The following is a 26,479-nucleotide window of genomic DNA, read 5'->3' on the forward strand; positions in this document are numbered from 1 at the left end:
TGACCTTGGATGGGAAGACCGTAGGGGGAAGCGTCACGTCCGGCAAGGGGATCCGGAGAGCTTTTCGCCGGCGCCCGTCACCGGGACGGGTCGCGGCAGGGCGGTCAGTCGGCGCGGCGACGTACTTCGAGGTCGTCGGCGGCTGCGAGCAGCTTGCCGAGAGCGCTCACGACCGCGGCACGCTCATCGGAGGTCAGGAGCCGCGCCCACAGCCGTTCGCGGTCGTTGTGGGCGCGGTAGACCTCCCGGACCCGCTGTTCGCCCTCGGCGGTGAGCGCATAGGTGATCAACCGGCCGTCGTCGGGCCGGGGGGCACGGGTGAGCAGTCCATGGCGTTCGAGGGTCTTGGACAGCGTCGAGGTGCTCTGCCGGCTCATGCCGGAGAGGCGGGCCGCGTGCCGGGCTTCGAGCGGCCCCGAGACCCAGAGCACGTACAGCAGGCGGAAGCCCGACCAGCTCCACCCGGCGGGCCGATGGACGGTCGACTCCAGGTCGTAGACGACTGTGCCCGCCGCGCGGTGGAGAGTGAGCACCAGCGATGCGGCCTCGAGATCGGCGTCGTCGACGAGCTCGCTGGTGCGCCCGTGGGCGTACTCGGCGAAGGACTGGAAGTCCAGGTCGGTGACGTCGGGCTCCGGCTTCTGGGGCATCATGTGCCCAGCATCGCAGAGCCCACGACCGCGCCCGGGTGCGGCCAGGTGGGATCTCGGCCTCGCCGGCTCTCCGGCAAGGGCGGATCGGGAAGGGTGAGCCGGTATCAGGTGGAAGTGGTACGCCAGCGTGCGCTCAGGCACACACCGCACAGAGCCGCCACCGCCTTGAGGTAGGTGATGCTCAACGGGCCGAAGGGCTCGGAGGAGTGACGGTGCAGGCCCATCGCCCCGACCACCGAGGAACCGCTGCGCAGCGGGACGAAGAGGTAGGTGCCGGGCAACTCCACGTGAGCCAGCGCCGCCGTGCGGGCATACCCCGCCTTGGTCGAGAAGCGGCGCAACTGCACCGGTTCCTCCGCCGTGAGCGTGCGGACGGCGGCGAATCCGGAGTCGGCAAGACGCAGTTCCTGGGCAGCCTCCTGCCAGGCGGCGCTGAACCCGTGATGGGCGACCAACTGCAGTCGATCACCGTCCAACAGGTGCAGGCCGATCGCATCGACCGTCCCTTCCTGGACGAGGGAACGGGCGACCAGGCTCGCCGCGGACCTGGCGTCGGGTGCGCTGGCGAGCTCCTCGCAACGCCGGGCCAGTCGCTCGGCCAGGAGCAGGTCGCTGCCCGTCTCGGACGTGCGCCGCTCCTCCTCCCGGGCCCCCACCTCGGTGACCTGACCACCGAACCGATAGCCGGAGCCTCGCACCGAGAGGACGAAGCGCGGCTCATGGACGGTGTCGCCCAGCTTGCGCCGCAGACGCCCGACTCCGATACGGAGTGTGTTGAGTCCGTCGTCACCGCCGGCCCACCCCCACACACGGGAGGTGAGACGACTGGCCGGGACCACCTGTCCTCCGGCCTCCATCAGACAGACGAGCAGCTTGAACTCCGTGTTGGTCAGCCGTACCGGCTCGGTGTCGAGGGTGGCTTCTCGCTGCCACAGGTCGACGCGCAGCGGCCCGGACAGAAGGTAGCGGGCACCCGCGTCGGAGCCTTCGGCCGCCCGACGCACCAACGCCAGTACCCGAGCGCCCATCTCCTCCTCCCGGGTGCTGGTGGACAGCACGGTGTCCGCTCCGGCAGAGATCAGCGCGACGCTCTGGGGCCCGGTGACGTCGGCGAGTACGGCGATGGGTGCACGCGTGGCCCGGCGCACCCGTGCGACGGTCGTGGGGTCGGGCGGCAGGTCCGCGGGGATGATGACGAGCACGGCAGCCGGGCGGTTGACCGTGAGCGCCCAGCCCAGTTCCTCGGCCTCGTGCAGGTGCAGCACGCTCCAGTTCAGTCTCTCGGACATCGCCCCGACGTGGGGCCTGGTGTGCAGCTCGTTCCCCAGGTCGACCACTGCCAGCCGCTGGGCCGGCACCGGGAAGACCGAGGCGGCGCCGGTCCGTGCACGGCGCGTCCGGGGATCGTCGCCGATGTCACGTGTCCTCACGGAATCGGCCTCCTCTCCTGGCATTGCGGCAGCGATGAGCGCTGCGGCCCTGGTCACGAGGGCCCAACGTCGACTCTGGCACGCCGAACATTTCATTTCCATGTCAACGTGGAAGCATCTTGCCCGGCCGGATCGGGATTCTCGCCGACGCGGCATCCCGCGCCTCACCCGCTCGGAGAGCGGGAAACCGGCTCGAAGAGTGCGTCGCGACCAAGGCGTCCAAGGGGCCCGGGCAGGCTTTGCGTCTCGAGGAGACCCCTTCACAAGATCGGGGCACATCACAGCTCGACGATCACCAAGGAGCGCCTGATGGCGTACTACCGCTCACTGGGCGAGGTGCCGCCGGTCCGGCACACCGTGTTCCGGTCGGACACCGGGGACCTGTACTACGAGGAACTCATGGGTGAGGAAGGCTTCTCTTCCGACTCCTCCCTCCTGTACCACCGTCATATCCCGTCAGCGGTCGTGGGCGCCCGACGCTGGGAGCTTCCCGACCAGACGCTCACCCCCAACGCTCCCTTGCTGCCCCGGCACCTGAGGCTGCACGACCTCGCGGATGCCACGACCCTCGCCGAGACCGACGCCGTCAGGGGGCGTCGTCTCGTTCTGGGTAACGAGGACGTGCGCATCTCCTACGTCGTCGCGGGCGGCACCTCACCGCTTTACCGCAACGCGCTCGGCGACGAGTGCGTCTACGTGGAGGCCGGCGAGGCCGTCGTCGAGACCGTCTTCGGTGCCCTGCCGGCACGCCAGGGCGACTACGTCGTCATCCCCCGCGCCACCACGCACCGATGGGTCGTGGAGGAAGGCCGGGAGGTCCGGCTCTACGCCATCGAGGCGAACAGCCACATCGCGCCGCCCAAGCGCTACCTGTCGCAGTACGGGCAGCTGCTCGAGCACGCTCCGTACTGCGAGCGCGACCTGGTGGGCCCGTCCGAGCCGCTGCACGTCGAAGAGACGGACGTCGACGTCTACATCAAGCACCGGAGCCCGGCGGGGGTCACCGGCACCATCCACACGCTGCCCCACCATCCGTTCGACGTCGTGGGCTGGGACGGCTGCCTCTACCCCTACACGTTCAACATCGCCGACTTCATGCCGATCACCGGAAAGGTGCACCAGCCGCCGCCGGTCCACCAGGTCTTCGAGGGTGACAACTTCGTGATCTGCAACTTCGTGCCGCGCAAGGTGGACTACCACGAGAAGTCGGTGCCGGTGCCTTACTACCACTCCAACGTCGACTCCGACGAGGTCATGTTCTACGTCGGAGGCGACTACGAGGCCCGCAAGGGCTCCGCCATCGGACTCGGCTCGATCTCCTTCCACCCGGGCGGCCACCCCCACGGGCCACAGCCCGGCGCGATCGAGGCCAGCCTCGGCAAGGACTACTTCGACGAAACCGGCGTCATGGTCGACACCTTCCGGCCGCTGCAGCTGGGCGAGGCCGGCCTCGCGACCGAGGACAAGGCCTACGCGTCCTCCTGGAGCGGCGGGCGGTGGCTCGCGTGACGACGACCGCCCCGGCATTCTCCGGCTTCTTCGACGACGCCGCGATCTTCCCGCCGGGATCCGCCACCCTGCCGGACGCCGTACGCGCGCACCTGGCCCGCCGTTCCACGCCCCTCCTTCCGCTGGTCGGACCGCTCCTGCTGACGGTCGACCGGGTCCCCGAGGCCGCACGAATCGCCCGGGCCACGAGCACCGAGCTCGGCCACGACCTCGGAAGTGAACCGCTTCGGACCGGACTGGTCGTGGCCCCCGGCGCACTGGACACGGCGCGCCGCATCGCCGACGACCCCGCGGAAGGGCTCGTGGTCTGCGGCCTGGAGGTGAAGACCGACGAGCGATGGCCTGAGCAACTGCGTGCGGCGGTGGACCTGGCGGCGACGTCCCCCTACACCGTGCATGTCGAGCTCTCCGGTGACGCTGTCGGAGAGGGAGGGGTCGCGTCCCTCGGCGGAACACCGGCCCGGCTGAAGTTCCGGACCGGTGGCCTCGACGCCGCGCTGTTTCCCACTGCCGAGCAGCTCGCCGCGGTCATCGACGCGGCCGTCGCGGCTCGGGTGCCGTACAAGCTGACGGCCGGACTGCACAGGGCCATCCGGTACGTCGGGCTGGAAACGGGCTATCCGCATCACGGCTTCCTCAACATCGCCCTCGCTACCGCCGCAGCGCAGCAGGGCGCGCCCCTGGCAGAGGTCGTACGGATGCTGTCCCTCAAGGACCGTGGCGAGGTCCGCCGCGCCTACCTGGAGGCCGGCGCCGGATGGCGCGGCACGTTCGAGTCCTTCGGCACCTGCAGCATTCTCGAGCCGGTCGAATCCCTCATCGATCTCGGCCTTCTGGACCCAGCCCTTCTCCCCGCCCCTGATGGAGGCACCGCATGAGCACCCCGTCCCCCACCAGCGCCGCCGCGGCACTGGGCACCGTCGGCAACGGCGTCGAGCACCTTCCCTACGGATCGTTCACGGCCGGGGACGCGGCACCTCGGCTCGGCGTACGGCTCGGAGATCACGTCCTCGATGTGGCGGCCGTGCTCGACCTCGCCGGAGGGAACGTCAGCGCCGCTGCCCGGGAAGCCGCCGACTCCCCCTCCCTGGACGGGCTGCTGGCCTGCTCCAAGGCGGTGTGGGACGAGGTGCGCGGCGCGCTGCAGGCAGCGTTCCTGGACCCCGCCCGTACCGACGCGATCCTCGCGACGGCGGTGCCCCTGAGCGACGTGACGCTCGGCCTGCCGTTCACCGTCGCCGACTACGTGGATTTCTACGGCAACGAGTTCCACGCCCGCAACGTCGGCAAGATCTTCCGCCCGCACATGGAGCCGCTCACCGCGAACTGGAAGCACCTGCCGATCGGCTATCACGGCCGCGCCGGCACCATCGTCCCCAGCGGGACGGACTTCCCCCGTCCGCAAGGGATGCGGCCCGAGCCCGAGGGGCCGCCCAGCTTCGGCCCCAGCCGGCGCCTTGACATCGAGGCCGAGGTCGGCTTCGTGCTCGGCTCCCCGGTGCCGCAGGGCCGAGTACCGCTCCACGAGGCCGAACAGCACGTCTTCGGCCTCACCCTCGCCAACGACTGGTCGGCGCGGGACATCCAGAGCTTCGAGTACGTTCCTCTCGGCCCCAACCTCGGCAAGTCCTTCTGCACCACCATCTCGCCGTGGGTCACCCCGCTCGCCGCCCTGGCGGGATCCCGTGTCGCGCCGCCGCCCCGGGACACCCCGCTCGCCTCGTACCTCGACGACAGCGATGCCGACCCGTGGTGCTTCGATCTGCAGATCGAGATCTCGCTCAACGGTGAGGTGATCTCGGTGGCGCCCTTCGCCGAGACGTACTGGACCGCCGCCCAGATGCTGGCCCACATGACCGTCAACGGGGCGGGCCTGCGCGCGGGCGACTTCTTCGCCGGCGGCACCGTCTCCGGGCCGGAGCGCAACCAGCGCGGATCGTTCCTGGAGATCTGCTGGGGAGGCTCGGAGCCGCTCACCCTCAAGGACGGCAGCGAGTTCACCTTCCTCCGGGACGGCGACGAGGTCAGCATGCGGGCCACCGCCCCCGGCCCCGACGGCAGCATCATCGCGCTCGGGGAGTGCACGGGCCGAGTCCTCCCTCCCGCCAACAACTGACGCCAACGGCGTCGGGCCTGTCGGCCCCCGCCGCGGCCGTAGTTGCTGCATGCCAAGACCAGATGCTTCATGCGCGGCCCCGCCGCGCCCCTCGAAGGATGGGAAACATCATGTCAAAACTCTGGACGAGCGCCGCGGAAGCGCTCCAGGACGTGCTGCACGACGGAATGACGTTGGCAGTGGGCGGGTTCGGGCTCAGCGGAGTTCCCGTCGATCTGGTCGACGCCGTCCGGGACTCCGGAGTCAAGAACCTGACGATCGTCTCGAACAACATGGGTGTCGACGGCAAGGGCCTGGGCGTTCTGATCGAAGCCGGGCAGGTCGCCAAGGTCGTGGCCTCGTACGTGGGCGAGAACAAACTCTTCGCCGCTCAGTTCCTCTCCGGGAAGCTGGAGGTCGAGTTCAATCCGCAAGGGACGCTCGCCGAGCGTCTGCGCGCCGGGGGCGCCGGCATTCCCGCCTTTTACACCAAGACCGGTGTAGGGACACCCGTGGCTGAAGGGAAACCGCACGCCGAGTTCGACGGCGAAACCTACGTCCAGGAGCGCTCCATCGTCGCCGACGTCTCTCTGGTCAGGGCGCACCTGTCCGACACGGACGGCAACCTCGTCTACCGCTGGACCGCCCGGAACTTCAACCCCGTCGTGGCCACCGCCGGAAGGACGACCATCGCCGAGGTGGAGCAGGTCGTCGACACCGGTGCGATCGACCCGAACCACATCGTGACCCCCGGGGTCTACGTCCAGCGTGTCGTGCGGGCGGACGACCGGCTCAAGGATATCGAGCAGCGCACCGTCAGGCCCCGGCCGATGGCGGCGGCCGCAGCCAAGTAAAGAAGGACGAAGGAGCAGCACACCATGCCATGGACCCGCGCCGAGATGGCCGCGATCGCGGCCAGTGAGCTCAACGACGGCGACTACGTCAACCTGGGCATCGGTATCCCCACTCTGGTGGCCAACAACCTGCCCGAGGGGGTGCGAGTGACCCTGCACAGCGAGAACGGCCTGCTGGGCATGGGACCTTTCCCCTACGACGGCGACGAGGACGCCGACCTGATCAACGCCGGCAAGCAGACCGTCACCATCCTGCCCGGCGGAAGCATCTTCGATTCCTCGGAGTCGTTCGCCATGATCCGGGGCGGCCACGTGAAGATCGCCGTCCTCGGCGCCCTGCAGGTCTCCGGTTTCGGTGACCTCGCCAACTGGAGCATCCCGGGGAAGCTGGTCAAGGGGATGGGAGGAGCCATGGACCTGGTCGCCGGAACCCCCCGCGTGGTGGTGCTCACCGACCACGTCGCCAAGGACGGCACTCCCAAGATCGTCAAGGAGTGCACCCTTCCCTTGACGGGCCGCAAGGTGGTGGACCGGATCATCAGCGACCGTGCCGTTTTCGACGTGACCGAACGCGGCCTGTTGCTGCGGCGCATTGCCCCCGGCGTCACGATGCGCGAGCTTCGGGACCACACCGACGCCGAATTCGATGTGAGTGACGAGGTCGAGGAGACGTTGGCGGCATGAGCCTGACAGAACAGTTCGGCAAGGACGTACTGATCACCGGATGGGGGCACTCCAGGTTCGGCAAGCACTCCGACGAGACCCTTGAATCCCTGATCGTCCAGGTGGCCGCGGAGGCCATCCGCAACGCCGGTGTGGAACCCGGCCAGATCGACGAGGTCTTTCTGGGCCAGTTCAACTCCGGTATGGTCCCGCTCGGTTTCGCCTCGTCCCTGGCGCTCCAGGCCTCCGACGAGCTGGCGGGCGTCCCGGCCACCCGGGTGGAGAACGCCTGCGCCTCAGGCTCCGCCGCGTTCCACCAGGGCGTCAAGTCCCTGCTGGCCGGGACCGCGCGCACCGTACTGGTCATCGGCGCCGAAAAGATGACCCACGCGACAGCCGACGTGGTCGGCGCGGCCCTCCTGGGGGCCGACTACGAAATGGCCGGGCAGCACTCCACGACAGGGTTCGCCGGACTCTTCGCCGACGTGGCCAACCACTACGAGAAGCGATACGGCGCGGTCGGTGACGTCCTCGGATCCATAGCGGCCAAGAACCACCGCAACGGCATGCTCAACCCATACGCCCAACTCCGCAAGGACCTCGGCGAGGACTTCTGCCAGACCGTCTCCGACCGTAACCCCGTGGTGGCCGCACCGCTACGCCGCACCGACTGCTCGCCCATATCCGACGGAGCCGCGGCCCTGGTCCTCACCACCGCCTCGTCGCTGTCCGCCGCAACAATTCCGGTCCGACTTGTCGGCTTCGGCCAGGCCAACGACTTCCTGCCCGCCGGCAAACGCGATCCGGTGGCCTTCGCCGGAAGCGTCACCGCCTGGCAGCGGGCCACGGCGATGGCCGGCGTATCCCTGGACGATCTCGACTTCGCCGAGGTGCACGACTGCTTCACCATCGCCGAGCTCGTGCTCTACGAGGTCATCGGCCTGACCGAGCGGGGTGCGGGCCGCCGAGCGGTCGAGGAGGGGTGGGTGTACCGGGGAGGCAAGCTGCCGGTCAACCTCTCCGGAGGTCTCAAGGCCAAGGGCCATCCCGTCGGGGCCACCGGGGTCTCCCAGATCGCCCTCGCAGCCATGCAACTGTCCGGCGCTGCGGGCGGCATGCAGCTGCCCGGTGCCCGGCGCGCCGCTGTACACAACATGGGCGGTCTGGCAGTGGCCAACTACGTCAGCGTCCTGGAAGCCGTCTGAGTGGACGTTAAGTCCGTTTCTGGTAGCGGCCTCGTCCGGGTTGGGTGAGGAAGCCTTGGCGGAGGAGGCGTGCGAGGCGGCTTCGGGTGATGTTGACGGATGCCTCGTCGGTGGGCATGTCGAGGAGTTCGTGCAGTTCACGGGCGCGGAATGCCTGGACGGGGTGTTGGTTGAAGGCGTTCACGATGGCTTGGTAGGCGGTGCTCATCTCGGTCTGGGGTGGGTCGGGTTCGGTTACTGCCGGTGCGGTTTGCTCGATGACCTTCCGGGCGATGTCCAGCTCCGCGAGTCGGGCCGCGGTCTCGGCCAGGGCGGCGGTGAGGTGTTCGATCTGCCCCTGGAGTTCACCGGCGCGGGCGGTGGCCGCCTCGTGCTGGGCCTGGAGGCCGGCGAGGAGTTCGGTGACGTTCACGCGGCGAGCCCGAGGTCGTCGCGCCAGGCAGGGCTCGGTGTGGTCAGGCGGCGGGCCATGTTCGAGGTGGAGGCCCAGTAGACGCGTGAGGCGGAGGTGTCGGGGCGGTGGTCGTACTCGCGGGTCAGGCGCCGGTGCAGCAGCAGGGTCCCGTTGACCTGCTCCACGATCCAGCGCTTGGGCTGCGGGACGAAGCCCTTGCCCTTGTCGTCCGGGTTGCGGCGGACGATCTCGACGTCGATGTCCTGCATCCCCGGTCGCCGACCGCGCCACCCGGTCCTGCTTCCAGCCCGTGATCACCGGCTCGATCAACGACCACTGCTCGTCCGATAAGTCACTCGGGTACGGCTCTCTGTCCATGCCCTGTATCCCAGCATGTCCATGCCCAACGCCCATCCCGCGTGGCGATCAGTCATACGATCGAGCGATCACGAACCGAGAAAGATCGGACTTAACGTCCACTGAGAGTGACCGCGGGTCGGCCTGTGCGCGCTGACGATCGATGCGCAGTGGCGATGGTGGTTGTCACATTCGCGGGCCCGGTGGTGTCTTCATGCCAAACAGGCAAACGTCCAAGGAGAACACCATGGCGCTACGCGTCCCGAAGGCCGAGCTCCCCGCCGAGCTCCGCGAAAACCTGATCAAGCAGCTCGGTTCCGTGCCCGAGCCCAACGAGGTGCTGTGGAACAACCCCAAGCTCGCCGAGGCCAACCAGGAGTTCTCAGCCAAGGTGGGCACCTGGGACGCGGCCGACGCGAGCCTCAAGACGTTCGCGCACATGGCCGTCGCGGCACAGGTCGGCTGCAGCTGGTGCCTCGACATCAACTACTTCGCGGCACTGAACCAGAACCTGGACCTGGCCAAGGCGAGCCAAGTGCCGCGCTGGCGGGAGTCGGAGGTGTTCACGTCGTTGGAGCGGGAGGCGATGGAGTACGCCGAGGCCATGACGAACACGCCGACGACCGTCACCGATGAGCTGTCGGCGAGTCTGCTCGGCCGGCTCGGCCCGGCGGCGCTGGTCGAGCTCACCGTGTTCATCGGCTTCGCCAACCTGGCGGCCAGGTGCAACACGGCGCATGGGATCACCTCGCAGGGCTACTCCGATGCCTGCGAGATCCCGCTGGCCGCGCGTCCTGAGACGTCCGGCGTAGCGTCGACGGCATGACCGAGGACCCGTTCGTCGCCCATCGCAGCCTGCTGTTCACGGTCGCCTACGAGATGCTCGGCTCCGCGGCAGACGCGGAGGACGTGCTGCAGGAGTCCTGGCTGCGGTGGGCCGAGGTCGACCAGTCGCGGGTGAGCGACGCGCGGGCGTACCTCGTCAGGACCGTCACGCGGCAGGCGCTCAACCGGCTGCGGACGTTGGCACGCAGCCGCGAGGACTATGTCGGCGAGTGGCTACCAGAACCGTTGCTGACCAGCCCTGATGTCGCCGAGGACGTAGAGCTTGCGGAGAGCGTCTCGATCGCGATGCTGACCGTCCTTGAAACGCTCGGGCCGACGGAGCGGGCGGTGTTCGTGCTCCGCGAGGTCTTCGAGCTGCCGTACGGTGAGATCGCCGAGGCCATCGGGAAGTCCGCGGCCGCGGTGCGGCAGATCGCGCGGCGAGCCCGCGAGCATGTGGCGGCCCGGCGTCCGCGGGTGCAGGTGAGCCGGTCGGAGCAGCAGGCCGTGGTGGAGCGGTTCCTGCTCGCGTTGCGCACCGGGCAGTTGCAGGAGCTGGTGGAGGTCATGGCGCCGGACGTGGTCTTGATCGCCGATGGTGGCGGGCTGGCGGCCGCCGCTCTGGCTCCGATCCACGGGGTCGAGCTCGTGGCGAAGGTGCTCGCGCGCACGAACCGGGTGGAAGTGGCCGCGCTCGTGACGACGGCCGTGTGGCTCAACGGCGCACCTGCCGGCCGGATCGAGATCGACGGCGAGCTGGCCACAGCGGTGAGCCTTGTGGTGGAGAACGGGCAGGTCACCCGGGTCTACTTGGTGAGAAACCCGCGGAAGCTGACCAGACTGGACGAACCGGCTGAACTCGCCAGGTAAGCCGGCTGCTGCTCTGGTGTCGTGAGTGTTCCGGGCGAAACTGCCCGGAACACTCACCACCGTAAGCCGGGCCAGAACCCGACGGCGCCAGGACCAAGGATCCAGGACGGACGCGGATTGGCGCCCGATCCGACATGGATGTTCCCTGACCCCCCAAAAGCCCGACTACCACCTGAGAAGCCGTTGCCATACCGATCATGGAGTCTGTCGATCGAACGGGAGTCTCGATCGGGTGATCGCGGGCACTGTCCGGCATGAGAGCAGGGCCTGGCGGTATACGGGGAAAATCCAGGGGAGCGGACGGCCGCGCGCTGCTACGGTCGGGCGCTATGAGCTGGCTCCCCGATGACTTCGTCCATCCCGTCCTGGTACCGCTGCCGGGCAGTGGTCATCACCTGCGGCCGATCCGGGAGGCGGACACCCGGCTCGACTATCCGGCTGTGATGGGTTCGCGCGAGCGGCTGTGGACCATCTTCGGCCCAGCCTGGGGCTGGCCCGCGGCCACCATGACCTACGAGGCCGACCAGGCCGACCTGTTGCGGCACGAGAAGGAGATCGCCGCACACCAGTCTTTCAACTACGCGCTGTTCGACGCGGCGGAGACAGCTCTGCTCGGCTGCGTCTACATCGACCCACCGGAGAGGGCCGGCGCGGACGGCGAGATCTCCTGGTGGGTGGTGGACGAGCTGGTGGGCAGCAAGGTCGAGCAGGCCCTCGACGAGCTGGTGCCGCAGTGGATCGCCACCGACTGGCCGTTCGAGCAGCCGCGCTTCCTCGGTCGCGAGATCTTCTGGTCGGACTGGCTCGCCCTGCCGGAGCACCCCGACGCGTAAGTAGCTTTTGTCGTAATGCTCTGGGGACTTGGTGCTCGACCGGCCGTCCCGATTGGGTGGTCGTCGGGTGCTCGGCGCATGCGAGGAGGGCCTCCTGAACAGCTTTTGCTGGTGTCGAATCACCGAGCATCAGGAGGCCCTGGTGTCGCAGTCTTGCGTGCCGATGCCCGTGCAGTCCACCGCGGGTACTCGGGAGTGCGACTGTCTGGCTCACCGGTTCGGAAACGCTGCCGACAATCGCCTGCGAGAGCGTCGGTATCCGAGCGACATGACGGACGCGGAGTGGGTGGTGGTGCGGCCGCTGCTGCCGGTGCCGGGTTGGATGCAGGGCCAGGGCGGGCAGCCGGAAGCGTACTGCCACCGGGCGATGCTGGACGCGATCGGCTATCTCGTGGATAACGGCATCAAGTGGCGGGCGATGCCGGCCGACTTCCCGCCGTGGGACCGGGTCTATGCGTTCTTCCGCCGCTGGCGCGACCACGACCTGGTCCGGGAGTTCCATGACCGGCTGCGCGGGCAGGTCCGCGAGAGGGCAAGGCGCGATGCCCGGCCGACGGCTGGGGTGATTGATTCGCAGTCGGTCAAGGCGGACGCCGTGGTCGGCGCCGGCAGCCGTGGCTTCGACGGCGGCAAGCTGGTCAACGGACGCAAGCGGCACGTCGTGGTCGACACCCTCGGCCTGCTGCTGGGCGTGATGGTCACCGCTGCGGATGTGGGCGATCGCGCCGCCGCCTACGTCCTGCTGGAACAGGTGGCCACCGCCCACCACCGTCTGGCCCTGGTCTGGGCCGACGGCGGCTACACCGGCAGTCTGATCGAGCACTGCCTGGCCGCGTTCGCCCTGGTCCTGGCGATCGTCAAGCGCAGCGACAACGTGAAGGGGTTCGTGGTGCTGCCCAAGCGGTGGATCGTCGAGCGCCTTTTCGCGCACCTGATGCGAAGCCGCCGCCTGGTCCGCGACTTCGAGCGTCGTATCGCCAGTGCCGAGGCGATGATCTACTGGTCGATGGTCGCTCTCATGACCCGTCGCCTGGCCCGGCCACACCGGGGGCGAGGGTGAACCGGCCGGGTGTGGGCTCGGCCAGCCAGCCTCGGGCGACCAGGCGTTTCGCCTTCGACCGCAATGACTCCACCCGCGCCGGCACCAGGTCCATGCCGAACACCGCGGCCATTTCCTGGCAGGTCAGCGGCCCCTGCCCGAGACGGACACGGTCCGCGACTGCGCGAAGGATGCGCTGGTAGTCGACCGACAGCACCGACGAGGCCATCCCCTCACGCCACACCGGCACCTGCGATTTCGGTCTGGCCGCGTCACGGGACACCGGCTGCCTGTCCGCATCCCGCGGACCGGCGGCGGCCCGAGGCCCGGCGTCAGCGGCGCTGTCCGGAGCCAGAACCGTGTCGACCCGCCGCCGGGCGATCACCCACTCCTGCCATTCCTCCTCGGCTGCGGCCAACTCGGCCTGGATACGGTCGGCCTCCTCACGCAGGCCGTCGACCCGACGCCGAGCAGCGAGCTCGTGCTGTTCCAGTAGTCCAACGACTGACGGCATTCGAGACCTCCCGGGGAGTGACGACCTGACAGGCCACTACTCCCACGGGTCTACCGCACCTATCCGTGACCAGCGGAATCCTGTCGATCACACCCGGAAAGACAACAGCTTCTCAGAACCGAGGAGTTGTTGGGTCGCCGGGGTTAAGCGGTGGTGAGCCAGTCCCGGTAGGCACTGGCGAGGTCGTCGTCGCGGCGTGTGCCGCGTTCGATGCAGGAGATCACTGCCGGCCAGACGCCGAAGTGCTCGGCTACGGTGGTGAGGGTGATGTTCTTGGCCTGGCGTGCGGGCCGGAGGTCGGAGACGTCCGGGACTGTGACGGGTGTGGTGAGGTAGCGGAAGATCTCCCGGGCGATCGCCCGCTTGAGCAGGCGGATGATCTCCTTCTTCGTGCGTCCGGCGGCGGTCTGTCGGGCGACATACTCCCGGGTGCGGGCGTCGCTGGACATGCGGACGAGAGCGATCCGGTAGAGAGCGGCGTTGGCCCTGCGGTCTCCGCCTCGGGAGAGGCGGTGGCGGTTGGTCCTGCCGCTGGAGGCGGGGACGGGCGCGACGCCGCAGAGCGCCGCGAAGGATGCCTCGGTGCGCAGGCGGTCGGGGTTTCCTCCGGCGGTCACCAGGAGCTGGGCCGCGGTGTCGGGGCCGACACCGAACGCGGCGCGAAGACCGGGGTTGTGCTCGGTGGCGGCGGTGTCCAGGGCGGCGGTGAGGGCATCGTGTTCCGTGGTCAGGGCCTGGACCCGGCGGGCGAGGGTCTTCAGAGCGGTCAGAAGGGCGACGCGCGGTCCGTCGCCGGTGGGACGAAGCCGGGAGATGGCGTCGACCTGTGTCTTGCCGCGCAGGGCGGTGTACTTGACGCGGATGTCGTCCGGGGCAGTGATGAGGATGTGCACGATCTGGTTCAGGGTGGCGGTGCGGGCCTTGACGGCGGACCGGGCGGCGTTGTGGAGGGTGCGTATGCCGCTGACGGTGTCGTCCTTGGGGATGACCGATGCCCGGCCGGACAGCGCGGCGCGGGCTGCTGAGTAGGCGTCGATGGGATCGGACTGCCGATCCGGCGCCGTTCGGCCTTGTCCGGCCGGTTGACCTCGATCACGGTGAGGCCCGCGTGGCGGGCGGCACGGGTGAACCCGAGGCCGTAGGAGGAGGTTCCCTCGACCCCGACGGCGGTCACTGTGCCGTGGGCGTTCAGGAACGCGATTGCCGCAGCGTAACCGGCCGCCGTGGTCGGGAACTCGGCGTCGGCGACGTGGCCGCCCCGGTCGGTGATGACAGCGACGTGAATCGTGTCCGCATGGGAGTCCACTCCGCCGAACACCGCATCCTGTCCTGTGGCGGACGTGGTCGTCGTTGTCATCCTGTGAGCTGCCTTCCTGGCCGGCGGTGACACCGGCCAGGTGAGTCAGACAGGACATTGAGGGGGCCTCTGGCCAAGCTCCTATCAGGTCATGCTCCACCTGGCCGAAGCCATGAGAACGGGTCCCGGCAGCCGGACAGAACAACTGCAGGACAGCCCAGCAGGGCGTCAGTCAGACCCTGAGCCACGACCACCGGAACCCGCTACGAGTATCAATGTCAGACCCCGCTCGTACCGTCGTAAGCAGGTACCCGATGAGGACGGGACCGCAGGACGAAGGAGCGGATCATGGGCGAGATCGAAATGAAGGGCCAGCACCTGGACCGGCTGCTGGCAGACAGCACCAGCCCTCATGGCGCCTCCTACCAGAACGCCTTCGAGCAACTCGCCGAAAGCCACCGCGGCAAACCCGCCACCGACATTCTGCCGCTGCTGCGCCGGGCAGCCGAAGAGTCGCTGCTGGAGTTCACCGGCGCGGATCTGCGTGAGCAGGCCGAGGCCCCGGCCTGTGCGGCGTCCTGGTCGATGCTCAGCCCCGTGTACGCGCCCAGCGCGGTGAACACCAGGGTGGGCAGGCGCGCGCCGTGCTGTTCGTAGTAGGCGGTCACCTCGTTGGCGGTGGCGTCGGGGATGGAGGGGAAGACGGCACCGGCGGCGGTGAGCGCCGCGTCCAACGCCGACTCGTGGCCGGTGGTGGTGCCGAACTCTGCGCGCCGTGGCGTGGTCGTTCTCCAGCACGTACGTCCACTCACCCTCGCTGCCGTACATCGCGTAGGCGTAGCGGGTGGGGTCGTGGCCGGGATCAGCGAGTCCACGGCCCATGCCTACACCAGCGCGGTCGTGGACCTGCTCGCCGAAAGAGCACCGGGCCTGCTGAAGACGGACGGCCGGACCGGCGAGGAGTGATCGCCGGTCCGGCCGCGTGAATGATCGCAGGCATTGAGCCTCTTCGAGTTGGCCACCGATCGGGTGATGGGGCGTGAAGCGCAACGAGCGGGACCGCCGCCCGAACCCACCGGATCATCCGGATCTGCGAGCGCCAGGGCGTCCCGATCGTGGCCGATCTCGCCTACCAGGGTGCCAGCCCCTGGCTGACCACCGGCATCAAACGTCGCCCCCTGCAGGAACTCACCACCACCGAGAAGACCCGCAACCGAGCCCTGGCCACAGCGCGGGCACCCGTCGAACGCGGCGTCGCCCGCCTGAAGTCCTGGCGGATCTTCCGCAGATCCCGCTGCAGCCCCAACCGCATGATGTTAATCGCCAAGGCCATCCTCACCCTGGAGCGGCAACGCTGAAGAAGCTCAGTGGACCACCCACGATGCGGACGGCCCGCGCTGGGAGCAAGCGTTCTCCTACGACGGCGGAGCCACCTGGCGAACCAACTGGATCATGGATCTCACCCGTACCGCATAGACAACCCCGCACGCTGCGCGATCGTCGCCGGCCAGATAGCTCCCCTATCTGGCCGCCGGTGGGGAATTCCAACTGGCCGCTGTCACTCATGATCGTGTTACGAGCTCTATGCCTTCACTTCGATGTCCTCGACGTCGCCGTGTGGCGGCGCTTCCGGGCCCCGACTGGCTGGGGCCACCCTGAGGAATGCAATGAGCACGCATGGGGCCACGGCCAGGGCTGATACCAGGAAGATTCCTCGCGGACTCCACCACAGGACGGCCAACGAGGCAGCGATGAAGCCGAGTACATTGGCAAAGTTGTCGACCATCGTGTCGATGCCTTCAACCCGCCCAAGGTATGCGGTCGGGATTCTGCTCATGTAGAGCGAGCTGACTGCGACGTTGTATGGCGCGTTGGACAGGGCGCTGATCGCAACGCCAACACCCAGCACGTAGACGTTCGGCGCGATGCCGATGACCACCTGGGCGACACATAGCCCCAGCATGGACAGGGCCATGATCCTGCCGAGGTAGGTGGATTTTGCCAGGGCGGTCACCGCTACGGCTGCCATCACGGCGAAAGCGCCGTTGAGGGAGTAGATGTAGCCGAGCGAGGATGGGCCCAACGCCAACGTCCGGGCAATGAGGAAGATGAGCCCGTAGTTGGTGCAAGCAGTCAGGAAGGCCACCCCGTACGAGGCGAGCAGTAGTGAGCGGATTGGCTGGCTTTGCAGGATGATCCGGATGCCGTCGACGAAGTCCGCCCAGGGCTTCGCGTCCTTGGCGCCTTCTGAGTCGGCTGCCTCGGGTACGTCGTCCCTATCGGTGCCCATATTGACCGTGGCCGGGGCTGCGGTCAGTTCTCGTCGCAGGACCCACAGGATGACTGCCGAGACGGCGAAGGTGGCACTGTCGAAGAGGAAGGCGCGGCCGGCGCCGCCGAAGGCGAGTGTCACCGCGGCCAGCGATGGCCCGACGATCTGCATTACCCATTGGCCGGTTTCCATCATGCCGTTGGCACGCGGCAGCCGGTCTGCGGGCACGAGTCTGGGCAGGAGGGCGAACGAGGACGAGGAGAAGAATACCGCGATGCCGTTTCCTACTGCGACCAGTACGAGCGCCCCTGCTGCGTTCTCCGTGACGGCGCACCAGGCAAGGCCGAGGCCAACGGCGAAGCGGACGAGATCCGCCACCACGAGCACGGTGTACTTGTCGTAGCGGTCGGCGATGACACCGGAGATCCCGCCGAGCAGCATGCCCGGCAGTGTGGCGAGCAGTACGACGAGCAGCCGGGCACCGATCGAACCGGAGGTGGTTTCGAACAACCAGACGTTGACAGCCAGAAGACGGAATGAATCGCCGATCATCGAGATGGCGAAGGACGCGTAGAACAGCCCGAAGACGCGCGGCATCCGTATCGCGCCGGGGACTTTCATCTTCATGTTCTCTCTCGCCGTCTTTGGCCGTTCATCTTCTCCGCCAATGCCCGCCGAGTGCTGCGAATCCGGCGAGCAAGGGCTCGGGGTCGGTTGTCTCGGCGGTCTTCTTGCCATCGGTCGGCTGGACCATCGGCGGGATCGTAACTCGGTTCGCAACGACAGAGATCACGGCACGGTACATCCGTTGATCACCATGTTGCGAGCACTCGGTTACCAAGTTCTGCACCATGTCTGCCAGTTCCGTTTTCTCGCGGTCACAGGCGACGGCGTGGAACAGTGTGAAGTTCCCCCCGCGAGCTGGACAGCGGATGCTTACGCTGCCGGGGCGAGGTCCTGCCTGAGCAGGGATCTCGTTTCGAGCGGGGTGACGTACCCATAGTCAGGGTGCCGACGGAGCCGGCTGCGGTTGTACTCGACCTCGACGTAGCGGAAAACGTCGGCCCGGGCAGCCTCGCGGGTCTCCCACACGGTCGTCCCGATCTCCGCTTTCAGGATGGCGAACCAGCTTTCCGCGGCGGCATTATCGTAACAAGAGCCGACATGCCCCATCGACTGCCGCATGCGCAACTTGCGTATTTCGGTGCGGATGCCATCGGTCGGTATGTAGTTGGTGTGGTGAGGGCTGCTTGAGCTGGGGAGTTGGTGGTTCCCTGAGAACGATTCCGGTGTTTACGGGAAGCTGGCGGCAGTGGTGATGGGGCGTCTGGCCTGCGGTCGTTGGGAGTTCGTTGATAACGGTGGTGGGGTGTTGGTGATGGGCTCCGGTATCTAAAGGATAGGAGCGGGTTTGTGCTGGTCAGCGGCTTGCTGCATGGTCGGGGTCTGCTGGTGGGCTATGCCGTTGCTGTCAGGTGGGGGTTGGCGCCGGTCCAGTACAGGGCGGTGTCGATGTCGCGTGCTGTCCAGCCGGCAGCGTGCGCTGCGCCGTGCTCGATGAGGTCGTCGAGGAGTTGGAGGTAGCGGCCGTAGCGTCCCGGTGTGGGGGTGAGGGTGAGGCCGAGGGTGTCGAGGGCGTGTTGGACGCGGCGGTCGTAGACGGCCATCCGGTGCGGTGCTGCTGCGGTGAGGATGGCTGAGGCGAGGGCGTCGCCGGTGCGGAAGCCGGGCAGTTCCCAGATGATGCCGCGCCCCGTGCGGGCGGCCTCGCTGCGCGGGACTGTGTGGTCGCGGACGGCGGTGACGGCCCGTTCGGTGACAGCTCGGACCTGGGTGTCGGGCAGGGACATCAGTTCTGTCACCCAGCGGGTTTGTGCGGAGAGCCGTTTCCAGACGACCAGGGCTGCGATGTCCGTCTTGCCGAGGCTGCCGATGTGCTCGGTTCGCTGCGCGACGTCGTGGAAGACCTCGTCGTAGTGGGGTGAGACGCCTGCCAGGTAGCCGGCGCGGGCGGGGACCAGGATGTTCCCATGTTCGGCCGCAGAGAGCAGCGAAGGCCTCGTCAGCGGGCGTGTCAGCACTCTTCTTCACCTCCGCATCATGCCGTTCTGGCTGGTTGGCGGGTGCGGGGGCGGCTGGCTTCTTCGGCGAGGTGGTCGAGTTGCATGGCGTCGAGGGTTTTCTTGGTGATGCGTTCGGTGCCGTCGCAGATGGCGGTGATGGCGGCTTGGCGGATGAGGCGGGAGAGGCTGCCGATGCGGCCGGCGGTGCGCTGGTGGAGGTAGGCGGCGTGGCGGGGGAGTGCGCCGGGTGTGTGCTGGGTGAGGTCGAGGGCGTTCTCCATGTCGGTGATGAGGTCGGTGAAGGGGCGGGTGTTTCCGTGGCGGGCAGGGAGGGGGCCGCAGGTGATGAGGCTGGCGCGGCCAGCGAGTTGGGCGCCGCGTACTCCGGCGAACAGCGTGGTTGAGGCGACGTCGATGCCGGTGTAGACGAAGGTCGCTCGGATGCGTTCGGTCAGGTCTTTGAGCAGGTCGGCGGCTTCCGCGCCGGTGGTCGTGCGCGGGTTGAGGCGGTGGATCTCGTCGATGAGGACCAGGCGGACGCCGGCGGCGGTGTAGGTGTGGCAGACGGCCTCGGTGATCTGGGTCTGGGTCATGCGGGTGGTGACGGGGATGCCGAGATAGCGGGCGAATTCGGTGGCCAGGGTTTTCGCGGTGGCGCCGGGCGGCACCAGCAGGTACGCGACCGGTATCTGCTGGTGGGTGCGTCCGGGCGGGGCGGGGTGTTTGCGGGTGTGGGCGAGGTGGCAGGTGCGTCCGACTTCGAGGAGGGCGGTCGTTTTCCCGGCCGCGGCGGGGCCGGTGACGATCAGTGAGGGCCGGGCGGTGGTCTGCTGGTGGCGGCCGAGGAGCATGAGGGTGCGGACCTGGGTGGCGAGGGTGTTGATGGCGGGGGTGCGGACGGTGACGAACGCGGAGTGGTAGGCGAGGCGTTCTTCCGTGCTGCGTGGGGTGTCGCCTTGCTGTGGCGGGGTGAGGGGTGGGGTGGTGGCGAAGTGCTGCCAGCCCTGCCAGGTGGTGATCGGCCACTCCGGCTCGACTGTGTGCGTGCCGGGCAGCGGTGCCTCGGTGTCGGCGGGGGCGTGGTGGTTGCGTGCGGGGCTGGTCACCAGTTGAGGGCTTCCTGGGCGGGGTCGTAGAGGCCGAGTCCGGTGTACGGGACGGGCACGTCGCTGGTGTCGCCGGGTCCGAGTTCGTCTTCGCTGTCGGCCTGTTCTGGTTCGTCGGGCTGGTCGTCGAGGTCGTCGATGCTGTCGTCGTCCCAGGCGTCGGCCTGCGGGGCCGGATCGTGGGGAGGGCGGGTGCCGGCTGCGGGCGGGGGTGTTTTCAGTGGTGCGGCGCGGGTGATCAGGCGCTGTTCGCCGGGGGTGGCGGTGCCGGTGTGGGCGCGGCGCATGAGCTGGTCGAGGGCGTCGGCGAGGTCGGCTTCGTGGGTGTCGCGGTCGCTGTGGCGGGTGGTGATCGTTTTGATGTGCTGCCAGGTGGCGCTGTTGAACGGCTGGTGGATGTGGTCGCGGTGGATCCACGGGATCTCTGTCAGGTGTCCGTCGGGCAGGCGGATCCAGACCTGGCGGGCGTCGTGGGGGTTGGTGTGGACTTCCCATTTGCCGCCGCGCGCGGTGACGGGGGAGGGCTGGCCGCGGTAGGGGGCGAGGACATCGTGGTCGTAGGTGCGGTGGTCGATGCGGATGCCGCGTTCGGTGATGGCCTGCCAGCGCACCGGCAGCAGTTCGAGGTAGTCGCTGCCGCTCAAGGGGAGGGGCACGTAGCCGGTCACGGCGATGAGCGCGGCCCACATCTGGTTCGGGGTGAGAGCCTTCTTCGGCAGGGTGGGGTGGCGCAGGCCTTCGTGGGGGCGGTGGTGGTAGTGGATCAGCCATTCGTCCAGCAGGTCCTGCAGTTGGGCGACGCTGAAGCAGGCCTCGTGTTCGGCGTCCGGTCCGCGGCGGGTGACGTTGGAGCCGGTGTAGCCGGGCAGGTGCTGGCACAGCAGGGCGTTGATGGTGCCGAAGGTGCGTTCGACGATGCCTTTGGCGGCGGGGGCGTGGGGCGGGGTGGGCTGGACGCTGATGCCGAGGGTTTCGCAGGCGGCGCTGAACGCCGTGGACAGGTAGATCTTGCCCCGGTCCACGACGATCGTCTCGGGCACCACGACCGGCCGGGCGGCTGCGCCCTGAAGGCGTTCGTCCAGGTCCATTAGCCGCTGTAGCTGGGGGAGTTGGGTGTGGGCGAGGCGCAGGGCGTCGGGCCAGGTGGGGCGGGCCGGGTGCGGGACGGCCATCTCGGCGAGCAGCAGGGCCGCGTCGACGGCCTTGGTGCCGGCCGGGCGCAGGACCGCGGCGAGGATGGCGCGGGTGGCGACATCTATGGCGATCGTGAGTTCGGGTCGGCCGGTGGTGCCGTCGTCGAAGACGGCCAGGACGTCCAGCCGTGTGGTGTCGACCTGCACCTGCTCGCCCGGCCGCAGCGCCACGGTCGGAGTGAACGCCCGTCTGCCGGCCGGGGAGGGCAGAGTACGGGCGGGGCGGTGGGGGTGTTCGGAGGGGTCGGCGAGCTGGTGGACGAGCCGGTAGAAGGTGGCCTGGGAGGGGGCGGGCACTGTGCCGCGGCCGTGCCGGTCGGTAAGGATCTGTGTGACCAGGGGCATCAGGCCCTTGACGGTGCCCTTGGAACGGCCGCGCTGGCGGCGCAGCGCTTCCTCGATGGCGGCGATGACGCGTTCGTCGGTGCGCCCGGTAGGCACGGGCCGACGGGTGGTGCGGTGGTCGACCAGCCCCCACAGTCCCTGCTTGCGGTAGGCCAGGCGCATGCGCTGCACCGTGGTCCGGGAGACAGGGCCGAAGCCGATCGCGGTCAGCTCCGCGGCCTTGGCCTCCTCGCGCTGTGCGAGGGTGAACCGGTCGGGGTCGTACTCGGCCCGGGGCATCTCGTCGCTGTCCGTCCCGCCAGGCAGGCCGGTCTCCACTTCGCGGATGTGCCGCTGCCAGGCCAGTGCCTTGCGCCGCGCGTCCTCGGGCGCGGTTTCGAACAGACCCCACTGCGTTACGGCCTGGGGCATCTCGGCGCCCACGATGGTGAAGGACGGGTCGGCGAACAGGTGTCCGGCCACGACCGTCTCGTCTTCGCCTGTTTCACCGGCGAGGTGGACCTGCTGCCCCGCCACCGCGATGACCTGCCAGGTGCGGTCACGGAAGCGGACGTGCGCTCCGACCTGCAGCACCGTCCGGCCGCCACGCCGCACGCTCACTGCCCCTCCCCGCTGCCCGGGCCGCCGTGGCCGTTCGCACCGCCGGCGCCGGTGCTGACGAGGACCCGCTCGTTAAGCGGTACGTCCAGGGGCGCGGTGAGGTGTCCGTGCCACAGGGCGTGGAAGACGGCGGGCAGGACTTCGATCGGGTCGCCCACCGCTTCGACGCCCTCGATCAGCGGCTGCGGCTGTGCGAACACCTCACGCAGGGCGGCCGCGAGACGGGGATGGCCGGCGTTGCGGGGGTGGCGGTACCCGGCCAGCCATTTCAGGTTCGCCGAAAGCGTCTTCTCCAGCGGCTCAAGGCGCCGGTAGCTCCAGCCGGCCTGCGCGCACGCCGCCTCAAGGACCGTCGCAGCACGCTGCGCCCGCTCGCCGCCGGCCTCCAGGTGGTTGGGGCAGTCGGCCAGCAGGGCGGTGCCGTCGCGGTGGCGGGCGAAGAGCTGCGGCACCCACGAGCGGACCTGGCCGCGCGCGTCCCGCCACAGCAGACGCACCGGCCGCCCGGCCAGGCCGACCACCTCGGGGTCGCGGTCCAGCACCGTCAGCTGCGCCCGCATCGCGGCCGACCCGCAGGCCACATGCCGGCCGGTCGTGGCCGACCACCACTGCCCAGGACCCCACCGCCGCCCCGGCACCACCGGGAACGCCGACACCGGCTCCAACTCCTCGAAGGCCACCGCGAGAACCGCGTCCGCCCACCGCTGCTGCACCACCTGCCCGAGAGGATCGACGAAGACCGCCTCCCACTCGGATCCGGTATCCGTCTGCATGCGCTGTGAGCGGCCACCTGCTGCGACCGCTGCGTCCTTGCTGCCCACGCGCCCCAGTCAAGCCCGTCCTGCCGGTGCGGCGGGCGGCTTCACGGATTTTGATCACGAGTGCCGGGCCATGAGGTAGTGCCCTGCGGATCGCGGCCCGTGCAGAGCCTGCCTGCCTCCTGACACTTGCTCACCGCTCCTTTCCTGGCCGCTCGTTGCGGCTGGTCCGCGAGTGCCTCGGCCAGGACATCGGCCGGCAGACGGGCCCAGCGCGCCAGATCCTCCAGCGCCATCCCCGCCGCGAGGGCTGCTGCTGCGCTCTCCCGTACGGCCTGCTCGATCAGTGTGGCGGCATGGCCGAGGTTGCCCAGCAACTGCTGCGCGGCGTCGGCGGTCTTGCCGTACTGGGCGCCGCGCAGCTGGGTCAGCTGTTCTTCGGCGTCGTTGACCAGGCTGCTGATCAGCGCCCGCTGCTCGGCCGGCACCGCGGAGCGCCACGTGGTGCCCGAGCCGGGCACGCTGCGTTCCTTGGACAGGACGCGCAACTGTCCGGCCATGGTCGCGGGCTGGTGTTCCTGGCGCAGCCACCACGGATCGTTGTCGTAGCCGGGCGGGCCGCCGGCGCCACGACGGATGCGGATGACGGCGCCCATCCACGAGGTCAGCGGGCCGCCGTAGTCGGTCGCCGCCAGCGGCCCCAGCCACCCCCGCCCGACGCGCTCACCGAGTCGGCGGCAGAACGCCCCGTTGGAGGGCAGCGCCCGCGGCCGCCCGGCACCGCTGTCCCTCCACACCAGCTCGGCCATCGCCGGGTCAAGGAGCGCGTCGGCCACGGCCACCACCTCGGGGAAGACGGCCGCGTCCCGGCCCACGATCCGCCACCGCTCCAGCTCCGTCCCGGCGTTGCCGCCCGCGACCTGGTGCAGCCGCTGAGGCCAGACCGCCTCGCGCTCCCAGTGCAGGGCCTGCTCCCACCACCGGGCCACCACCGCATAAGCCAGAGCGAACACCCTCTCCGGCTCCGCTCCAGCCCGTACCGCCCGCCGCGCCACACCAGTCCACCGCCGCTGCGCCGCGGCCACTTCCGGCACACCCTGTACGTCCAGATACTCAAGAGGCTGGTCGGCGTCGGCGTCCAGGAGCCACCGCCCGTGCCGGACACACACCCGCTCCCATCGCGGCGCGTACCGCACCACCCGCACGGCCGTCCCCGTGCGCCGGGCCGCGCACAGACGGCAGCCGAAGGCGACCGGCCCGGCGACCGCGCCCCCGGTCCGCCACGCGGCCGCCGGCACGCCGTTCTTTCCGGCCGACAGCTTGGCGTCCTGCTGTCCCCAGGACGGCAACGCCCGCGCCAGCACGTCTTCCTCGACGCCGCACATGCCTGCCAGGAGCTGCCGTCCGGGCGTGTTCAGCAGCACCTCGGCGTCGGCCCGCGTGCCCCCGCCGTCGTGCCCCGGCGGGTAGTTGCGCCAATGCCAGCACGACCGCAACACCTTCGCTTCCATCCCGTAACGGCCCGCGATGCGGCAGATCAGCGACGAGGTCGTCTCCCCCTGAAGGGGAACTGTCCGCAGCAGGCCGGGATGATGGGTCACTTCACCACGGTCTCGTGTCCGCCGTCCCGGCGGGCGCTTTTGCAGCGGATGCCCAGGCGCCCCGTCCTCCCGGGGCCGTCACTTCCACTCGACGGGGCCACCTTCAGCCCGTTTTTCCTGTCACCTCCTGCTACCCCTGTGACCTGCGAAGACGATGCGACAGGTCGGGGGGCAGGGGGAGTTGGGAAAAGATCTTGGCCATCGGCATCCGGATCTGGCCTCCGGCGGCGTGTAAGGGAGTGAAGGCCCTTGGGCCTTCATCAACGAGTTCGTTTCTACTGGGAGGCCTGGTCGATGACTTGGTCGTACTGGGCAGGAGCGGGCGGGGTTCCCCTGCTGCTCCTGCTGTTCTTCGCGATGCGCCGCGCCAAGGGCGTCGTGGAGATGCTTGTGAAGGCGTACATCGAGACCCGGACGGAGCGCGAGCAGCGCGCCACCATGGTCGCGATGGCGCAGTCCCTGCCCGACGGCGGCGCCGCGGCCCGCTTCGAGGAGGGGCGGCCGGCTTGGCTGTTCCGCAAGGACGCAGCTGACCCGGCAGGCCATCGGGCCATCGCCACGCGGGAGGCTGCGTGAGCGAGGCCGCTCCGGGAGCGGACTTCGAGTCCTTCGTCCTCGAGACCATTGAGGCGTTCTCCCGACTGGCCCGGGTCGAGGCGGGCGACCTGCACAGCGCAGAAGACGCTGTGCAGGACGTCTACCTGAACATGTACCGGCGGTGGGCGACGATCTCTGCGCAAGAGGGGTCGCTCACCGCCTACGGCCGCACCGCGGTGAAACGGGCGGTCATCGACCAGTTTCGTCGGAACAAGCGGATGGTCGCGGTACCGGTTCATGAACTGCCCGAAACGGAATCAGGCATCGGCATCCCCGAGGCCGCCTACGAAATGATTAAGGAAGGCATCGACGAACTCGTCGCCAGCCTTCCTGAACGGCAGCGCGAGGTCATCACCCTGTGTGTTCTGCAGGACCTCAGCCCTGCCGTGGTTGCACAGCGCCTCCAGATAAAGGAGGAGTCGGTGAAGCGCTACATCAAAGCCGCCGCCAACAACCTGAAGAAGTCCATCAACGAACACAGCGAGGAGGCCACCGCATGACATACCTGTCCGCTTGGACGCACCAGCCCGAGGAGCGGGGAGCCATCCGGCTCCTCGCCCTGTGGCTCCTGCTTGAAGGCTCCGAGCAGGCGGTTTCCAGGAGTTCTCGGATCGGTGAGGACTCTGTCCAGGCGGAGGGGGGCCGGCCTTCGGGCTGGCCCCCGGCCTCCGCCGCCGACCTGGAAAACGGAGGCGGAAACCATCGAATTGGCGTGGTCCGTGAACTGCGTACTCTCCTGAAAAAGGAAATCGATGATTCCGCGACACCACAGGAAACACGACGCGTAGCAGAAATCCTTGAGTTCCTGGACAGGGATGATGTGGCGCGAATCTGGTGGGAAAGGGCAGCACTCAAGGGTGACGAGGATGCGCGGGACTATCTTCATATCCTTGACGCCGAGAGGCAAGAAAGCCTATCGGCATGCTGCGGACACGGGAAAGAACAGGCTGAGGAGTCTTTCAGATCATTCGTGAGTGGCTTTGCGTGCCGGTCGGCCGGTACTCGCGTTGCTGCAGACAGGGTCGGCTGGGCATTGGGGGAAGCCGGATCCGGCCTGTCTGAAGCAACACAAGCTCTCGTGCGTGAGATTGAGGACTTCCTGGCGCACCTGGACCACACCACCGGCGGCCCATGGTGCTGACACGACAGCGCGTCACGCGCCCACAGACGGGAGAGTCTTTGTAGACCAGCCTCCATGAGGCCTTCACGCGAGAAGGCCGGACGACTCGTTGAAGTGGCGGCCCATCCCCGCGCCCACGGGGATGGGCCGCCACTGCATTACCCATGGCTCCGTAAGTCGACTCACGGAGCCCTCCGTCAGTCGCGGCTGGATCGAGTACTTGTCACTGAATATGGGACCGCTGACTCAGTCCCCGGTTGGTGCGACGTCAGCTGGGAGGCGCTGC

At 68.7% G+C, this 26,479-nt stretch carries 27 protein-coding genes and 2 pseudogenes; 15 read left to right on the forward strand and 14 right to left on the reverse strand.

Annotation, left to right across the window (positions count from 1 at the left end):
• Nucleotides 1-104: 104 nt before the first annotated feature.
• Together FHX80_RS32455 and FHX80_RS32460 are read right to left on the reverse strand one after the other, a co-directional pair.
• Nucleotides 105-653, reverse strand: coding sequence for a MarR family winged helix-turn-helix transcriptional regulator (locus FHX80_RS32455; protein ID WP_208764847.1), 549 nt, complete (start codon nt 651-653; stop codon nt 105-107).
• A gap of 104 nt (nt 654-757) precedes the next feature.
• The gene (locus tag FHX80_RS32460) at nt 758-2,083 is read right to left on the reverse strand and encodes a winged helix-turn-helix domain-containing protein (RefSeq protein ID WP_167523796.1); all 1,326 of its coding nucleotides are present in this window, start codon (nt 2,081-2,083) and stop codon (nt 758-760) included.
• A 309-nt stretch (nt 2,084-2,392) separates the two neighbouring features.
• Here FHX80_RS32460 and FHX80_RS32465 point away from each other — a divergent pair, with 309 nt between their 5' ends.
• The 6 genes from FHX80_RS32465 to FHX80_RS32490 all read left to right on the forward strand — a co-directional run bounded on the left by FHX80_RS32465 (nt 2,393) and on the right by FHX80_RS32490 (nt 8,409).
• Nucleotides 2,393-3,592 (forward strand): homogentisate 1,2-dioxygenase, encoded by a 1,200-nt coding sequence (locus FHX80_RS32465; protein WP_145768036.1) that lies wholly within the window; start codon nt 2,393-2,395, stop codon nt 3,590-3,592.
• Nucleotides 3,589-4,470, forward strand: coding sequence for a hypothetical protein (locus tag FHX80_RS32470; RefSeq protein WP_145768037.1), 882 nt, complete (start codon nt 3,589-3,591; stop codon nt 4,468-4,470). Before FHX80_RS32465 ends, FHX80_RS32470 begins: the two co-directional genes overlap by 4 nt.
• Nucleotides 4,467-5,708: a fumarylacetoacetate hydrolase family protein gene (locus FHX80_RS32475; protein WP_145768038.1), complete on the forward strand. Its 1,242-nt coding sequence runs from the start codon at nt 4,467-4,469 to the stop codon at nt 5,706-5,708. Before FHX80_RS32470 ends, FHX80_RS32475 begins: the two co-directional genes overlap by 4 nt.
• A gap of 110 nt (nt 5,709-5,818) precedes the next feature.
• Nucleotides 5,819-6,541 (forward strand): CoA transferase subunit A, encoded by a 723-nt coding sequence (locus FHX80_RS32480; RefSeq protein WP_145768039.1) that lies wholly within the window; start codon nt 5,819-5,821, stop codon nt 6,539-6,541.
• A gap of 24 nt (nt 6,542-6,565) precedes the next feature.
• Nucleotides 6,566-7,225: a CoA transferase subunit B gene (locus FHX80_RS32485; protein ID WP_145768040.1), complete on the forward strand. Its 660-nt coding sequence runs from the start codon at nt 6,566-6,568 to the stop codon at nt 7,223-7,225.
• A complete protein-coding gene (locus tag FHX80_RS32490) occupies nt 7,222-8,409 on the forward strand; it encodes an acetyl-CoA acetyltransferase (RefSeq protein WP_145768041.1) in 1,188 nt (395 codons plus the stop codon). The genes FHX80_RS32485 and FHX80_RS32490 overlap by 4 nt, the downstream gene beginning before the upstream one ends.
• 7 nt (nt 8,410-8,416) lie before the next feature.
• Here the strand turns inward: FHX80_RS32490 and FHX80_RS32495 are convergent, their stop codons facing one another.
• Together FHX80_RS32495 and FHX80_RS32500 are read right to left on the reverse strand one after the other, a co-directional pair.
• Nucleotides 8,417-8,821, reverse strand: a complete 405-nt coding sequence (locus FHX80_RS32495; protein ID WP_208764848.1) for a hypothetical protein — start codon at nt 8,819-8,821, stop codon at nt 8,417-8,419.
• Nucleotides 8,818-9,063: pseudogene (locus FHX80_RS32500) on the reverse strand (IS5/IS1182 family transposase); the annotation flags it as partial. The gene FHX80_RS32495 and the pseudogene FHX80_RS32500, both read right to left, overlap by 4 nt.
• A 344-nt stretch (nt 9,064-9,407) precedes the next feature.
• Here FHX80_RS32500 and FHX80_RS32505 point away from each other — a divergent pair.
• From FHX80_RS32505 to FHX80_RS32520, 4 genes are all read left to right on the forward strand, one after another.
• Entirely contained in the window at nt 9,408-9,986 is a 579-nt protein-coding gene (locus FHX80_RS32505; RefSeq protein ID WP_145768042.1) for a carboxymuconolactone decarboxylase family protein, read from the forward strand.
• Complete coding sequence (locus FHX80_RS32510; protein ID WP_145768043.1) at nt 9,983-10,855, forward strand: RNA polymerase sigma-70 factor; 873 nt, start codon at nt 9,983-9,985, stop codon at nt 10,853-10,855. Before FHX80_RS32505 ends, FHX80_RS32510 begins: the two co-directional genes overlap by 4 nt.
• A 329-nt stretch (nt 10,856-11,184) precedes the next feature.
• Nucleotides 11,185-11,688 carry a GNAT family N-acetyltransferase gene (locus tag FHX80_RS32515; RefSeq protein WP_145768044.1) on the forward strand — a complete coding sequence of 168 codons (504 nt, stop codon included), beginning with the start codon at nt 11,185-11,187 and terminating at the stop codon, nt 11,686-11,688.
• Nucleotides 11,689-11,719: 31 nt separating this feature from the next.
• On the forward strand, nt 11,720-12,748 hold the full coding sequence (locus FHX80_RS32520; protein ID WP_244318754.1) for an IS5 family transposase: 1,029 nt from the start codon (nt 11,720-11,722) through the stop codon (nt 12,746-12,748).
• On the opposite strand, the gene FHX80_RS32525 is transcribed toward FHX80_RS32520, so the two are convergent.
• The 3 genes from FHX80_RS32525 to FHX80_RS36195 all read right to left on the reverse strand — a co-directional run bounded on the left by FHX80_RS32525 (nt 12,705) and on the right by FHX80_RS36195 (nt 14,598).
• Nucleotides 12,705-13,241 (reverse strand): hypothetical protein, encoded by a 537-nt coding sequence (locus tag FHX80_RS32525; protein WP_145768045.1) that lies wholly within the window; start codon nt 13,239-13,241, stop codon nt 12,705-12,707. The two genes, FHX80_RS32520 and FHX80_RS32525, sit on opposite strands and share 44 nt — an antisense overlap.
• 143 nt (nt 13,242-13,384) lie before the next feature.
• On the reverse strand, nt 13,385-14,134 hold the full coding sequence (locus FHX80_RS36190) for an IS110 family transposase (protein ID WP_244318727.1): 750 nt from the start codon (nt 14,132-14,134) through the stop codon (nt 13,385-13,387).
• 8 nt (nt 14,135-14,142) lie between these two features.
• Nucleotides 14,143-14,598 carry an IS110 family transposase gene (locus FHX80_RS36195; protein ID WP_244318728.1) on the reverse strand — a complete coding sequence of 152 codons (456 nt, stop codon included), beginning with the start codon at nt 14,596-14,598 and terminating at the stop codon, nt 14,143-14,145.
• A 288-nt stretch (nt 14,599-14,886) separates the two neighbouring features.
• On the opposite strand from FHX80_RS36195, the gene FHX80_RS32535 reads away from it, so the two are divergent.
• Both FHX80_RS32535 and FHX80_RS36910 read left to right on the forward strand, forming a co-directional pair.
• A complete protein-coding gene (locus FHX80_RS32535) occupies nt 14,887-15,195 on the forward strand; it encodes a hypothetical protein (protein ID WP_208764849.1) in 309 nt (102 codons plus the stop codon).
• A gap of 201 nt (nt 15,196-15,396) precedes the next feature.
• Nucleotides 15,397-15,896: pseudogene (locus FHX80_RS36910) on the forward strand (transposase family protein); the annotation flags it as partial.
• Nucleotides 15,897-16,120: 224 nt separating this feature from the next.
• Here FHX80_RS36910 and FHX80_RS32555 read toward each other — a convergent pair.
• From FHX80_RS32555 to FHX80_RS32585, 7 genes are all read right to left on the reverse strand, one after another.
• The gene (locus FHX80_RS32555) at nt 16,121-17,437 is read right to left on the reverse strand and encodes an MFS transporter (RefSeq protein WP_244318729.1); all 1,317 of its coding nucleotides are present in this window, start codon (nt 17,435-17,437) and stop codon (nt 16,121-16,123) included.
• A gap of 309 nt (nt 17,438-17,746) precedes the next feature.
• Nucleotides 17,747-17,995 (reverse strand): IS3 family transposase, encoded by a 249-nt coding sequence (locus FHX80_RS32560; protein ID WP_145768046.1) that lies wholly within the window; start codon nt 17,993-17,995, stop codon nt 17,747-17,749.
• A gap of 272 nt (nt 17,996-18,267) precedes the next feature.
• Nucleotides 18,268-18,891, reverse strand: a complete 624-nt coding sequence (locus FHX80_RS32565; RefSeq protein WP_244318730.1) for a hypothetical protein — start codon at nt 18,889-18,891, stop codon at nt 18,268-18,270.
• 17 nt (nt 18,892-18,908) lie between these two features.
• Nucleotides 18,909-19,892 carry a TniB family NTP-binding protein gene (locus tag FHX80_RS32570; RefSeq protein ID WP_145768167.1) on the reverse strand — a complete coding sequence of 328 codons (984 nt, stop codon included), beginning with the start codon at nt 19,890-19,892 and terminating at the stop codon, nt 18,909-18,911.
• A gap of 83 nt (nt 19,893-19,975) precedes the next feature.
• Nucleotides 19,976-22,117 (reverse strand): Mu transposase C-terminal domain-containing protein, encoded by a 2,142-nt coding sequence (locus FHX80_RS32575; RefSeq protein ID WP_145768047.1) that lies wholly within the window; start codon nt 22,115-22,117, stop codon nt 19,976-19,978.
• Complete coding sequence (locus FHX80_RS32580; RefSeq protein WP_145768048.1) at nt 22,114-22,890, reverse strand: TnsA-like heteromeric transposase endonuclease subunit; 777 nt, start codon at nt 22,888-22,890, stop codon at nt 22,114-22,116. The genes FHX80_RS32575 and FHX80_RS32580 overlap by 4 nt, the downstream gene beginning before the upstream one ends.
• Nucleotides 22,891-22,979: 89 nt before the next feature.
• On the reverse strand, nt 22,980-24,476 hold the full coding sequence (locus FHX80_RS32585) for a TniQ family protein (protein ID WP_244318731.1): 1,497 nt from the start codon (nt 24,474-24,476) through the stop codon (nt 22,980-22,982).
• 294 nt (nt 24,477-24,770) lie between these two features.
• On the opposite strand from FHX80_RS32585, the gene FHX80_RS32590 reads away from it, so the two are divergent.
• Genes FHX80_RS32590 through FHX80_RS32600 form a run of 3 tightly spaced genes read left to right on the forward strand, consistent with a single transcriptional unit; the run spans nt 24,771 to nt 26,214 of the window.
• Nucleotides 24,771-25,052, forward strand: coding sequence for a hypothetical protein (locus tag FHX80_RS32590; protein ID WP_031178603.1), 282 nt, complete (start codon nt 24,771-24,773; stop codon nt 25,050-25,052).
• Nucleotides 25,049-25,573: an RNA polymerase sigma factor gene (locus FHX80_RS32595; protein WP_145768049.1), complete on the forward strand. Its 525-nt coding sequence runs from the start codon at nt 25,049-25,051 to the stop codon at nt 25,571-25,573. The genes FHX80_RS32590 and FHX80_RS32595 overlap by 4 nt, the downstream gene beginning before the upstream one ends.
• Nucleotides 25,570-26,214, forward strand: coding sequence for a hypothetical protein (locus FHX80_RS32600; RefSeq protein ID WP_145768050.1), 645 nt, complete (start codon nt 25,570-25,572; stop codon nt 26,212-26,214). The genes FHX80_RS32595 and FHX80_RS32600 overlap by 4 nt, the downstream gene beginning before the upstream one ends.
• The last annotated feature ends 265 nt before the right edge of the window (nt 26,215-26,479 follow it).

This window comes from Streptomyces brevispora, from assembly GCF_007829885.1.
Taxonomy (GTDB): domain Bacteria; phylum Actinomycetota; class Actinomycetes; order Streptomycetales; family Streptomycetaceae; genus Streptomyces; species Streptomyces brevispora.